General features: G+C 48.2%; 13 protein-coding genes. 9 read left to right on the top strand and 4 right to left on the bottom strand.

All coding sequences use genetic code 11. The features are described from left to right. Nucleotides 1–116: 116 nt before the first annotated feature. From ACO0LG_RS09025 to ACO0LG_RS09040, 4 genes are all read right to left on the bottom strand, one after another. Nucleotides 117–872 (bottom strand): hypothetical protein, encoded by a 756-nt coding sequence (locus ACO0LG_RS09025; RefSeq protein ID WP_423025455.1) that lies wholly within the window; start codon nt 870–872, stop codon nt 117–119. Then, entirely contained in the window at nt 860–1,348 is a 489-nt protein-coding gene (locus ACO0LG_RS09030; protein ID WP_423025457.1) for a hypothetical protein, read from the bottom strand. The genes ACO0LG_RS09025 and ACO0LG_RS09030 overlap by 13 nt, the downstream gene beginning before the upstream one ends. A gap of 465 nt (nt 1,349–1,813) precedes the next feature. After that, on the bottom strand, nt 1,814–2,380 hold the full coding sequence (locus ACO0LG_RS09035; protein WP_423025459.1) for a GNAT family N-acetyltransferase: 567 nt from the start codon (nt 2,378–2,380) through the stop codon (nt 1,814–1,816). A 171-nt stretch (nt 2,381–2,551) separates the two neighbouring features. Beyond that, complete coding sequence (locus ACO0LG_RS09040) at nt 2,552–3,244, bottom strand: S24 family peptidase (protein WP_423025461.1); 693 nt, start codon at nt 3,242–3,244, stop codon at nt 2,552–2,554. Between the two features lie 1,261 nt (nt 3,245–4,505). Here ACO0LG_RS09040 and ACO0LG_RS09045 point away from each other — a divergent pair. The 9 genes from ACO0LG_RS09045 to ACO0LG_RS09085 all read left to right on the top strand — a co-directional run bounded on the left by ACO0LG_RS09045 (nt 4,506) and on the right by ACO0LG_RS09085 (nt 12,389). After that, the gene (locus ACO0LG_RS09045; RefSeq protein WP_423025463.1) at nt 4,506–5,360 is read left to right on the top strand and encodes a hypothetical protein; all 855 of its coding nucleotides are present in this window, start codon (nt 4,506–4,508) and stop codon (nt 5,358–5,360) included. Further along, nucleotides 5,347–6,306: an ATP-binding protein gene (locus ACO0LG_RS09050; protein ID WP_423025465.1), complete on the top strand. Its 960-nt coding sequence runs from the start codon at nt 5,347–5,349 to the stop codon at nt 6,304–6,306. Before ACO0LG_RS09045 ends, ACO0LG_RS09050 begins: the two co-directional genes overlap by 14 nt. 252 nt (nt 6,307–6,558) lie before the next feature. Continuing rightward, the gene (locus ACO0LG_RS09055) at nt 6,559–6,984 is read left to right on the top strand and encodes a hypothetical protein (RefSeq protein WP_423025467.1); all 426 of its coding nucleotides are present in this window, start codon (nt 6,559–6,561) and stop codon (nt 6,982–6,984) included. 309 nt (nt 6,985–7,293) lie between these two features. Beyond that, nucleotides 7,294–8,841 carry a hypothetical protein gene (locus ACO0LG_RS09060; protein ID WP_423025469.1) on the top strand — a complete coding sequence of 516 codons (1,548 nt, stop codon included), beginning with the start codon at nt 7,294–7,296 and terminating at the stop codon, nt 8,839–8,841. 179 nt (nt 8,842–9,020) lie between these two features. Further along, nucleotides 9,021–9,452, top strand: coding sequence for a hypothetical protein (locus ACO0LG_RS09065; RefSeq protein WP_423025471.1), 432 nt, complete (start codon nt 9,021–9,023; stop codon nt 9,450–9,452). A 98-nt stretch (nt 9,453–9,550) separates the two neighbouring features. After that, nucleotides 9,551–9,982 (top strand): hypothetical protein, encoded by a 432-nt coding sequence (locus ACO0LG_RS09070; protein WP_423025473.1) that lies wholly within the window; start codon nt 9,551–9,553, stop codon nt 9,980–9,982. 353 nt (nt 9,983–10,335) lie between these two features. Further along, entirely contained in the window at nt 10,336–10,767 is a 432-nt protein-coding gene (locus tag ACO0LG_RS09075; RefSeq protein ID WP_423025475.1) for a hypothetical protein, read from the top strand. Between the two features lie 157 nt (nt 10,768–10,924). Continuing rightward, complete coding sequence (locus ACO0LG_RS09080) at nt 10,925–11,431, top strand: hypothetical protein (RefSeq protein ID WP_423025477.1); 507 nt, start codon at nt 10,925–10,927, stop codon at nt 11,429–11,431. 742 nt (nt 11,432–12,173) lie between these two features. Beyond that, entirely contained in the window at nt 12,174–12,389 is a 216-nt protein-coding gene (locus tag ACO0LG_RS09085) for a hypothetical protein (protein WP_423025479.1), read from the top strand. The last annotated feature ends 7 nt before the right edge of the window (nt 12,390–12,396 follow it).

Genomic DNA, 12,396 nt, shown 5'->3' on the forward strand with positions numbered 1-12,396 from the left:
TAAAAAGTATGATTTCGTATGGAATTGTTGGTTATATGTAAACGTGGAAAGTGCTGGAATTGGTATAAAGGACGTAAAAAAACCCGCGTTTGCGGGTTTTTTTGAGGCAAAGAAAGCTAATGAACCAAAGATTTGATTAATGGCCCCAGATCGTTGGGACTAAAACTAACAGTTTTACCAGTGTAATAGTTCGCTCGTTCAAACTGTTTCTTACCAACACTAGCCTGACTTTCCGTTACTGCAAGTACAAACCCTCCAGTGTGCTCCATTTGATATTGCATATGTATTAGCTCAGCTTCCAACAGTCGTGTAGCTGACGTCGCGGTAACAATAATAAGAGGAACTTTCGCGCTTATATAATGATCGGCAACCAATCCACCCGCAATTGGTAGGGTAAAATCGGTTTCATATGGGAGCTGCAGTTTAGACGCGGTCTGAGCGACAACATTTTTGACTCGCTCTTTGAAATCATTGCTATGTCTTTCCGTGCGTGAAGTTGCAATGGAAAATAATTGTTGTGCCGCTTCCGCGACTCGAAATATATAGGGTGCTATAAGTCGTTGATCAACTGTATTTGCAGAAATGAGTTGATCTTCGCTGTTATATCTTGCCGGAGAGTACAAACTTAGGTCTGTTGCCCAGCGATCTACGACATCAGATTCGCAATCTCCACCTGCCATGCTCGCATACAAGGCTGCTTCACCATTTTCATCTAATTGAAAACCATTTTGAGTTGGTCTAATTCGAATAACGATTCGATCACCGCTGCCAGGATATTCAATAGGCGTGACAATCCTTTGCACTCCGCTTTTCTCAGAGTGCACCTCAAATAAAGAACAAATCATACTTTTGAGATCGGCTATGAGTTCCATAAGCTATTTTCGTCACCTATTTCAATGCCGCATCTTTTGCAAAAATCAGCAATTAATATTTCGCGGTCTTTTTCTGACCTTGGATCAAGCATTCTCTGGAACTTTAAGTCAAATTCAGGCGCTCCAGGTAGCTGGCGACTAGTATAGTCCAAATCAGTTTTGCAAGGCATCTTCACATGTAAACCCTTATGACTTGGATGTAAATGCATTTCAAAAAGCGGAGATAATTCCCCCGAGCGCAATTTGCACATTAGCCACCCCAGGAATAATGAATCAATGAGTTCGTCACCATCTCGCCAAATAAAGATTACGCAATGCGTATCAGAAACGTCAATCAAATCTGTAGAGTGAAGTCTCATTCCGCCCATTGTCTTAAATGGTTTTGGAAATTTACCCTTTTTCATGGGTTTAAATTGCGGCTGGCTCGCTAAGCGCTTATGAGAATGCTTATGTTCAAGGAGATCACTTGGCTCCATTATTGTTAGTTCTCCAAAACCATGAAATTGCTATTGGATTCTCAGTTTGAAAAATAGAAATCTGAGTCGTAGATACTTAATCACCAATAAATAAATTGTGTCAGATGAATGATCTAAATGCAATTAAAATCATCTTCATATAGTCGGCCCATTAATGTCTCAATAAATCTAACTTATTGTTTCACTACCTACACCGTCAGTCTATCCAGATTCTGCTCATTCGTCGGTACTACGATATGCATAATTTGGCTGGCAGTTTTTACTCTCTCAAAAGCCTGCGACTAGGACACCGTTAAGTGATGCACCGCGCTTCTCAAGCAACATCGCAATCTATGCTGCGCACGGCGCACCCTGCTTGCCTGGTATTGCTTACTGCCGGTAAATTAAATTGTCGCGTGCACTCTTGCCATACGGCGCATCGCAATGTGCCCCGCAATCCGGAAATGACATTCCGTAGCAGCGGCTTCAGCCTGGCCGGTTCGCCGCCTGCCATTCATCGCGCAAGAGGCTAAACATCCAGGTGTCCTTGATCTCGCCCTTCATTTTCCAGCGCTGGCGCAGCAAGCCTTCCTGGGTAAAGCCCAGTTTGCGCAAGAGCTGGGCAGAGGCGGGGTTGCGGGGATCGACTTCTGCCTCGATGCGATTGATGCCCATCTCGCCAAAGGCGTGCGTTAGCAGGGCGCGCAGGGCTTCGGCCATGTAACCGCCACCCCAGTGCGATTGCGCCAGGGCATAGCCCAGCTCGCAGCGTTCACTGTCAGTATCAAAGCGAAACAGCAGGCAAGAACCAATGACCTGGCTGCTTTCTTTATCGACCATCACGCATTGCACGGCGGATGCCTGCGCCGCCATTTCCTTGACGCGCGCATACCAGCTATGGGCAGCGAGGGTGTCTGCCCAGGTGATATACGGTAAAAAGCGGGTGACGGTGTCGTCAGAAAACACCTTGAACAAGTCAGGCAGGTCATCTTCTTGTATGGTGCGCACGATCAGGCGCGGGGTGTGGAGTGCTTGCGAGAGTACAGTTTGCATGAAGCTTGATCATCCAGTCATGGTGGAGAGCAGGGCACATGTCCCTGCAAATCATTGATCATAGCAAATTAACATGATGGTGGGGGGCCGGAGTAGTGTGGGTAGCGTGGGTAGCGTATAGGGCGTTGACTTTGCGTTGACCATATATATAGGCAATCCCCTGCCCTCTGATCAACCACCTTGCCTGTAAACAAAACGCCCGATAATCTTCAACAAGCCCACATTCTCAGGCGTGATGCGCTCATCAGGGTAAGTGCGCTTATCAGGGTTGCGGCTTTCCAGCACCCAGGTACCGTCGATTTCGCGGCGCAATTGCTTGATGCGCAGGCCATCAGGATGCTGGATGGCAAAGATCTTGCCGCTTTGTGGCTCGGTCTTGGTCTGGTCAATGATGACCATGTCGCCATCGACGATAAAGTCAGCCATCGAGCTGCCATCGGCATAGATGGCCGCCAGGTTGTCAGGCTTGACGCCATATTTCTTGAAAAAGCCCAGCTCTTTAATCAGTTGGCCTTTGGGTTCGGCATCTTCATTGTGCGCGCCGCCGCCGCAAGAGCCCTTGGCAGCATAGTAATTAATAGCAGCGATGCTGATCTGTTCATCGTTGGCCGCAGCGGGCTGGCTGCTCTCATGCCCGCGCAAATCCTTGCTGCGCAAGTCAGACAGGCTGACATTAAAGAACTTGGCAATCGGCGCCAACGACGACGTGCGCGGGTCCTTGGTGATGCCTTCGACGATACGGAATATCGTCGCCTGCGGCACCCTGACTTCATCAGGGAACATTTTTTCCAGGGCAGTTGCCAACGAAGTCGGGTTCATGCCCGACTTATCCATAAGGTATTTGATATTAGTTTTAGCGTCCATGACTGCATTATGCGTTATCGCATAAAAAATGCCAAGAACAATACGAAAAAAACTTGGATCACAATACGAAAGTGTATATAATTGAGTTTGTGGGGATAAGCTCGTTTACGTTAATCCGGGATTCATCCGGTAATGAAGCGAGGGCATCAACCCACATATCCTGCAACCTTAAACATACTAGCCGTTCGCCTGCCTTGATCCATTACCGCGCGAATACTGTTTAACATCTACTTACCCGCCGGGATTCCCCGGCCACCATCAGCCGCCTTTTGTTTTGGCGATCCGGCTGATTATTTTTGTCGTTCTGTTTGGCGACCGAGGCCCCTCATGCAAGGGGCATACAAATTTGACGATGAAGACCTCTCAACACAGAGAAAGGAAAGACTGCTTGCAAGCAGTCTTCGTTACGCAGGCGAGGAGCATGCTCCCCTACGCGGGCCGCACGAAATCCCTGCTGCACCACAGCGATATAGAGAAGACCGAGAGAACATTTGATAATGGCGTAACCAGTCGACGGAGGTATTCATGTCGTCGGTTGGGCCGGGGCTCGCTAGGCTACGTTTCATCAGCTCAACACTCGGCTTTAAAGCGACGTATTCGTTTATTAAAGCTTGAGTGTTGGGCTGATACCCCGTAGCCCAACCTACGAATCTGCCCTTTTTTACTGTTTCGGCTTTTCTCTGTGTCCCTCTGTGTCCCTTTGTGTTGAGAGGTCTTCCGGTTCTCTACAACCGCACCATTAATAAAACTACCCAGGCAGCCACACGACAACAACATGACAATACAAAAAGACATCCTGCGTCAGGTGTCCGCACGCGCTCGCCTGTTGGGGCAAGCATGTGGACCAGTTCAAGTTTCCGACCATGCATTAACACAAGCAAAGGCCTGCCTATGCTGAGCCAGTCACCCGCAACAACCGACTGGCAGCATCTGGACAACCGGGTGATTTCACCCACCCACACCATCACACCGCGCCGTTTATGCAAAGGCCCGCGCTGCCGTCAAGGGCGTGGACAGATGCGCTCGATACGGCAGTTTTGCAATGCGCAGAATCAGCCTGTGTATACGTATTGCAAATTATGTCGTGGTGGGTAGTTGGCTTGCGAATGGCTGGCCGACCTGCGCGGGTCGTTCGAAACCCTTGCTACACCCCAAAGAAAATTCAGGAAATAGAAAAAGATTTCCAGCTTGCCTTGAGATGTGATGCTGCTGCACTGGCTTGCGAATCAATGATCACAAAATGATAAAAGGAAAATGAAATATGGCACGTTCAAGAAATATCAAACCAGGTTTTTTTACCAATGACGCGCTGGCTGAATTGCCAGCACTGGGCCGCTTGCTGTTTGCCGGTCTATGGACCATCGTTGACAGGGAGGGGCGCGTAGAAGATCGCATAAAAAAAATCAAGGCCGAGGTTCTACCCTATGATGATTGCGATATTGATGCATTGCTTGAAGCGCTGCATGAACGTGGTTTCATCCAGCGTTATACCGTAGATGGGAATCGGTATATTCAAGTCTGCAAATGGAATGTGCACCAGAACCCGCACTTCAAAGAAAATGAAAGTTTTATTCCATCCCCGGTTGAATCCTGGATAAGTACAGGGCCTGGCACTGACAAGGCCGAAAATATAACCAGAACTGGCCCGGCTGATTCCCTTAACCTGATTCCTGATTCCCTTGACTTGATTCCTGATTCCCTCACCCCTGACATGGCTGCGCCTTGTCACGAGAGCGACGACAAAAAAATACCATCTGCCAAAGCAAAAAAACTGGCCAGGGCTGACGAAGATACTGCGCAATTCGAAGCAGCCTGGAAAGTCTATCCACGGCGCCCAGGTGCCAGTAAAAAAGAAGCCTGGCAAGCCTGGCTGGCAAGACGGCGTCAAGGCGTCGATGCGATGCTCATGCTCGAAGGTGTCAAACGCTATGCCGCTTACATTGCCGCTTCCGGGGAGGCACCCAAGTTCATCAAGCATGCTGCGACTTTCTTTGGCCCTAACGAACATTACAAAGCCGACTGGAGTGCGCCCGCCAGACTGGCATCAAAATCTCATGAAAAAGACCTTGCCAACACCAACTACGCTCAGGGAATAGCCCAGGATGGCTCATTCTGACAACAGCAGTTTTATCCACGTCGGCGGCATAGTGGACTTTAACCGTGAAAACAGAAGTGAAAGACGCTTGCCAGGCGAACAGGTCAAGGCAAGGCCTGAGCCAGTGAGCGCAGCAATCGTGAACTATCGCGAGCATTTGCAACGCAGCCATGATCGTTGCGCAAGCGGTAGGCACTCTGCTCGCAACGGCTACAGTCCTCTAGTACTTGGCAGCGATCAAAGGCATTGCCAGCAACATGGCGACTACACCGCCTACTCGCATAAGCCCGGTATCTGGTCTGTCTGTGAAAAATGTTTGCAAGCCAGCGACGCTCAGCAACGCCGGGCCAGCATGCAGCAACAGCGGCAAGTGCAACAAGCTGCGCTGTGGCAAAAACGCCTGGGCCGCGCCGCCATACCGGCACGCTTTGCAGAACGCAACCTGCAAAATTATCGCCCTACCTGTGCCGCCGCAGAACAGGCATTGCGCACTTGCCAGGCTTATGCGCAAGAGTTCGATGCCGTCTTGAAGACAGGCCGCAGCCTGATCTTTTGCGGCAGCGTCGGCACCGGCAAAACCCATCTGGCGGTGGGTATTGCCAGGCACATCATGGATGCAGGCAAACAGGCCGTGATGAGTTCCGTTTTAAAAGCAGTACGCCGCATCAAGGAAAGCTACCGCCGCGACAGCCCTCACACCGAGGCGGAACTGATACAGGAATTTGTAGAACCAGATTTGCTGATACTCGACGAAGTCGGCGTCCAGTTTGGCAGCGAGACAGAAAAAATGCTGTTGTTCGACATCATCAACGGCCGCTACGAAGTTATGAAACCCAGCATCCTCATCAGCAACCTGGGGCTCGCAGAACTCGAACACTATATCGGCACCCGCGCCATGGACAGGCTACGCGAAGGTGGCGGCAAGGCCGTGGTGTTTGATTGGGAATCGTACCGGCGGGTGGTTTGATATAAATCGTCAAAACCACTCAACACAGAGTCACGGAGGCACAGAGGGACACAGAGAAAAGCAAAGCATTTGAGAAACGGAATTGTTGGCAAGGATGTAGGTTGGGCCTGGCCTGGATCAATTACGTTCTCGGCCCTTCTCGGTGCCCCTCTATGGCTCCTCTGTGTCTCTGTGTTGAGAGGCCCTAAGGTTTTAAAGTTTAAAAAATACGCAAGCAACACCTCTACAGCCCATGCACAACAAGGAGCAAGCATGAACGCACGTCAGAATTTTGCACACACAGTCACCAACAACAATGACCCACAAAAGGAACAAAAAGACCTGCTGACCTATTGGCTCGACCAATGGGCCATGTGGATGAACAACAACCACGCAGAAATCGCCCGTGACACCGGCATCGGTGGTGGCATCATCGGCAAGAATGCCCTCAGCAATTATTGTGTTGCCAGCGACGATTGCCATGCCGTCTGGGATTTGGAAAGAGAGAAAAAAGTCAAAGAGATTGACTGCCTCATCAACGACCTCCGCCTCGAACAACCCTGGACCTACTGGGCCATCTGCAAACACCTGGGCCTGATGAATTTCTGGAAATACCCCAAGCTCGACCCGCAAGAAGCGTTTATCAACGCTCTGGACGAATTGCAATACCTGGTCGAAGAACGCAAGCTGGTTTTGTAAACCCTGCACAATAATCCACGCGCACTTTACTGACTTATATCCAGTAGGGTGCGCCGTGCGCATTACATCACATCACCCGCATCACCCGCATCACCCGCATCACCCGCATCACCCGCATCACCCGCATCACTCGCACCACCCGTACCATTTCCGGTCATTTTTTTCAAATATCCAAATCAACACAGGGACGCACAGCGCACCTTGCACTGGGCAATTGCCGTAGTGCAGGGTGCATCGCCATGCGCAACAACAATGCCACAACAAGGCAACAAGCCTGCATCGTCATTCAAAAACACATAAGGAACAACCATGCCTAACATCAGCAGCACACGCGGCCGCGACGGCCTGTACTACCGCATTCCCGACTTTGACGAGCTTGACGGGTATGATGGTTTCGATCCACGAGCTTATAACCAGAATCTTGCAGACGATCTGCAATTGTCAGACCTGGGGCCCAACATTCCCCGCTTGAAGCCCAATACCATCGTCAGTAGAGGTGGCAGTGATGAAGACCGCTACAGCCAGCCGTTTTCTGCTGATATGAGCAGCCGCTTCTCGCCAGCTGATATGGACATCAGGCGATCTGCCGCAGATGACCACTTCTATGGCGGCAGTCCACAAATCTACACACCGGTGCAGGATTTATTCTCTCGTGCCACGCCAGGACAAAGCGACCCAGGCAATATGTATGATTCCTTGCCCGGGATCATCGCGAAACAAGGGCCGCCAAGTTTTACAGACCGTGACACCGGGGCCATGAGCTGGGCAACACCTTACGACAAGCCTGAGACGACACCGTTGCCAGAAGATGTCACTATTTTTGGGCCAGGTGCGGGTAAAGAAAAAGTTTTCACAAAATGGTCACCGCCACCGCCGGGCTATTACTACTGGCAAGATTTGACCGATGAAATGCCGCAATTGAGAAAGTTCGAAACTCCCGATCAATCAAGGATGCCAGATTCTTTACGAATGCTACATGCCGGGCGGCCGAATGAACGCATGGAACTGGACAGGACCGACTATGCGGCACAGTTGAGGGTAAAGAACAATCTCGAACTCGCTTTGCTTGGCCCTATTTTTAACGCACCCGGCTTTTATACCCGCCTGTTTGGCGGAAATGAAGAACAAGTTGAATCTGCAAATCAACTGGGTGCCATAGGGTTGGACTTTGCTGGCGCCAGGGCCGGGGCACCTCAAAGAAGTGCTAATTATATTAGCCAGCGACCATGGAGAGACAGCTTTGTTCCCCCGTCTCGCAGAGCGACGTTTATTGATGAATACCCGGGTTTCTACGGCAGGGCGAATGCAATCCGTGATGGCATGCAGCCTGAAAGCAGCACCATGTCAGAAGCCGGGCTTAAGGAACAGCGCACTTTTTCAAAAGCTGATTTACCAGCTGACTGGAGGAACCAGCTTGATAAAATCACGATATTTCCCAACCAGACGAATGCTGAATTTTTAGCACAACTGGCGGCAAAAGAAGCGCGGGACATCACGGAAGAAGGAATGGCAGCTGCCCATATTGACAGGGTAGGTAAAGTGAGGCTTGGATATAGCAAGAATCCTCGAAAAGACTTAAAGGTTCCTTCAATAGAAAATGCTTTTGTGCAAAACCTGATCAATGAAAATAATTTAAATCCGGAAACTGCAGGATATCCCGGTACCTGTGCAGAACCCCAGATTTTTTCACAGATTTTGAATAATAATGAACAACCATCGGGCTTCATGGGGGCAGCACAGATACGTGACCCGAACGGCAATATCAGAGCCGCTTGCCGGAATTGTGGTGCAGTCAATCGATATTTCGGGGCTGGTTATCGAGATGGGGATTTGGGAGTTGTACCTCCTCAAAAATAGGAATGCACCGCATCGTCAATTTGCAACTATTTTTTAATTTTCTCATTAGTGTTGACGCGCACAGGGCCTTGTGTGCGTCAACGCTTTGAAACAATATATGAAGTAGAATATTTGTATTAAAGAGCCTGACCTGAAGAAGTATATAGATTGCGCAATGATAGATTATTCTGGAGAAACAAATGAACGAACAAAATCAAGTACCGCAAGCGAAAGAACCGGAATGGATCAATCATCCTCTTGTTGGTCAGTACATGTACCGTGCTAAGCATAATGACTGGGTTGCAAAGGCACCTGTACATGGGGTTGATTATTCAGTCTCGTTAAATGCAATGGGAATCGAACCCACTCAAGCGCAAATGGACACATTTGCAGAATTGATTGTACGGTTGCCCGAAATCATTAGCGCATCCAATTTGCCTGATGCACCCACGGATGAATGGAGAAAAAAACACCCCGAATATCGCTTGCTTAATGCAAAATTTCAGTATTTGTCTATCCGTGAAGACGGCAATTTTCTTATTTATCTCCATGCTTTTCCTGAAGATGAGTGGTCTCCAAGCATCGAGACATCGCCAGATTTCACCGTGATTGAAGCTGAGTGGATCGTATAAGAAAAAATCTGGTGTATACCGAATCTGGTTCAAGGGGGCAGGAATTGAGAGCAGCCTGCGTAGATACAATTAGCGTACACGATATCAGGAAAAATCACATGTCAAGTCAAACAAATTTCATCCACCCATCCTGGGTATCTGAATGGATTCCCCATCCCTTAGTCGGACACTTCAGGCGAAGGTCTTTGGGGGATTGGAAAGCTCACACCACCGTGCATGGTATTGACTATCCAATCTGGATCACTGCTCACGGGAACGAACCCACCAAAGCGCAAATGGACAGGTTTGCAGAGTTGGTAGAAAGGCTTCCTGAAATCATTACTTCATCCAATTTGCCAGATGCGCCAACTCAAGAGTGGCGCAACAAGCACCCTGATTACCGGTTACTTAACGCGCAAATACTTTCCTTGATTTTGTACGAAGACGGCAGTTTTTTTGTGAGGCTTATTGCCTTCCCAGAAGATGACTGGGGTCCTGGATTTGATGTCTCTCCTGATTTCAAAGTCACATTGGCGGAATGGGGCGTGTGATACAGGAAATGTCAGCATCCTAATGCAGGCTTTCATTAAACCGAGCAGCCCACAGCGCATCGTGTAAAAAAATCATATATCAGGGCAGCTTGCCGACATTGCGGTTCGGTAAATCGCTATTTCGGGGCTGGTTACAGGGATGTAGATGTGGGAGTGCTTCCTCCGCAAAAATAGGAATACCTTGCATCGTCAATTCGCAACTATTCTTTAATTTTTTCATCAGTGTTGACGTACACAGGACGTTGTGTGCGTCTACGCTTTGAAACAATATATCAAGTAGAATATTTGTATCGGAGAACCTGGCCTGAAGAAGTAAATAGATTGTGCAATGATAGATTATTCTGGAGAAATAAATGAACGAACAAAATCAAGTGCCACAAGCCAAAGAAATGGAATGGATCAATCATCCTCTTGTTGGTCAATACAGATACCGCGTTGAGCAAAACAGTTGGATTGCAGAAGCACCTGTGCATGGGATTGATTACTCTGTCTCGTTAAATGCAAAGGGAACCGAACCCGTTCAAGCGCAAATGGACATATTTGCAGAGTTGATTGCACGGTTGCCCGAAATCATTAGCTCATCCAATTTGCCTGATGCACCCACGGATGAATGGAGGAAAAAACACCCCGAATATCGCTTGCTTAATGCAAAAGTTGAGTATTTGTCAATCCGTAAAGACGGCAATTTTCTTATTTATCTTGATGCTTTTCCTGAAGATGACTGGGGTCCAAGCATCGAGACATCGCCAGACTTCACCGTGATTGAAGCTGATTGGATCGTATAAGAAAAAAAATTTGGTGTTAATTTGGTGTTATACCGGATCTGGTTCAAGGGAGCAGGAATTGAGAGTAGCCCGCGTAGATACAATTTAGAATGCCAATTTAAAAAACTGACAAATAGCAATAGAGGAAGCCCCGCATTTCACTGGCAAGGAGAAATAAATGAACGAAGATAATTCAGAATCACAGGACACTAAACCAGGCTGGACAGATCACCCGCTGGTTGGTCAGTACAGGTACCGCGCCAAACACAATGACTGGGTTGCAGAAGCAAAAGTACATGGGATAGATTATCCTGTTTCGATAAATGCAAAGGGAACCGAACCCGTCCAAGCGCAAATGGACACATTTGCAGAATTGATTGTACGGTTGCCCGAAATCATTAACTCATCCAATTTGCTTGATGCGCCAACGGATGAATGGAGGAAAAAACACCCCGAATATCGCTTGCTTAATGCAAAAATTAGCTATTTGTCAATCCGTAAAGACGGCAATTTTCTTATTTATCTTGATGCTTTTCCTGAAGATGACTGGGTCTCCATGTTTGATATCTCTCCTGACTTCAAAGTCACATTAGCTCAACGGGGGGGGGTGAGCTGGAAAATGCGAACACCTGCACTTTCAAATCGCGCATGTTCCCGTAGGGGTGGTTTTAGCCGCAAATGCTGATCATACTTATTTTTCACGCCCGAAGCCGCTCCTGCGGATAGCAGTTTCCTTGGCGTCGGGCGCATTGCAATGCGCAGTATGTGATCGCCGCATTCTCTCGAAAAACATCTTTGCCGTATTCAAAGTGCATATGCGGCGCAATACATTGCGCCCTACATCACGGCAATGTACAAAAAATAGGATATGCCAAAAACTGCGTCATGTGGTCAGTAGCGTGCGCACCATATTTCACCATTATTTTGCAGGCATTCACATCAAAAAAACCGGTGCGTCTGGCGCACGCCGGTCAACAAACATCGCTGTATCAAGCTCTTGCCGTACATGAGAAGATCAACATAATGGGAGCAAAGAGCCTGTCTGCGACGTAGGAAAAAAGTGTAGCGTGATCGTACGCATGGCTATCGTCGACCTCATGATAAAAAAACATGTTGCACGTATTTGCGCTACACTGATTGCTACGGCAAAATGAATGCAGTCAGAAAGGGATATTGATGAAATCTCAAAAAAAGGCAGGTCTTCTTCTTGACAGTATCATTGCTGCGGAAGGTGAAAATATATGACAACGGGAATGGGTCTTGAACTCGCTGATGCGACAATAAACCGGACTATCGCCTGTGCCTGGTCGCAGCTGGTGGGGGCTCTGGAGATTACACTTTACAATTTTGGGTATCCAAAAAATGATCGTTAGCAAGTAATCAAGATCAACGGAAATAAAGGATACTGGATCGCACAGTGGCCTGAAATGAACTATCCAGTCAAAAAGCTTTTTTCAATCAATGGCAGCAAGATTGAATATGACATCACATTTGAAAATGCACAGGATTTGTCACGCTACGGCATGCATGAACATGCTTTTCTCAAAAAAACCAATGCTTCCTGGTCAGGTTTAACTACTGTACCGGGAATATGTTCATTTATGTCCAATCTGGTGGTGACAAGGCCATCCTCTTCAATTTGAACGCAAC

The organism is Undibacterium sp. Ji42W (assembly GCF_049340405.1).
Taxonomy (GTDB): domain Bacteria; phylum Pseudomonadota; class Gammaproteobacteria; order Burkholderiales; family Burkholderiaceae_D; genus Undibacterium.